Source organism: Proteus genomosp. 4 str. ATCC 51469 (assembly GCF_003144375.1).
GTDB lineage: Bacteria > Pseudomonadota > Gammaproteobacteria > Enterobacterales > Enterobacteriaceae > Proteus.
Genome location: NZ_PENV01000051.1, coordinates 1 through 508 on the forward strand (window position 1 = coordinate 1; position 508 = coordinate 508).

Genomic DNA, 508 nt, shown 5'->3' on the forward strand with positions numbered 1-508 from the left:
CAAGGTATCAACACTCAATGGCGAAATGCGATTGTGAATGATTGGAATAGGGCATTTGGTGGTCGCTATCCACTCAAAAATACGCAAAGTGAAATCTCATTACCGTTAATGGCGCAATATCTACGCCCTGATAATGGTCGTATTCAACGCTTCCTTGAAACTCACCTTAACGGTGTTTTACATAAAGAAGGTACGCACTGGGTACCCGATACCACAAATGCACAGGGCTTAACCTTTAACCCTGAGTTCTTAAAAGCCTTAGACAAACTAAGCTATCTCGGAGATGTCGTTTTTGCGAATGGTGAAGCGCGTCTTTACTTTGAATTACGTCCAGGTACATCACCTGACATTATGCAAACCCACCTAATGATAGATAAACAATCTCTTATCTATGATAACCAACAACCTCAATGGCAACGCTTTGTTTGGCCGGCAGATACCGTTGCTTCAGGTGCATCGCTGAGTTGGATCACCACCAATACAGGTACACGTATTTATGGCGATTATC

1 protein-coding gene is annotated in these 508 nt (G+C 42.9%); it reads left to right on the forward strand.

Annotation, left to right across the window (positions count from 1 at the left end; translation table 11 throughout):
* The coding region (locus DK866_RS19790) for a type VI secretion IcmF C-terminal domain-containing protein (protein WP_279629007.1) at positions 1 to 508 on the forward strand (508 nt) is incomplete at both ends.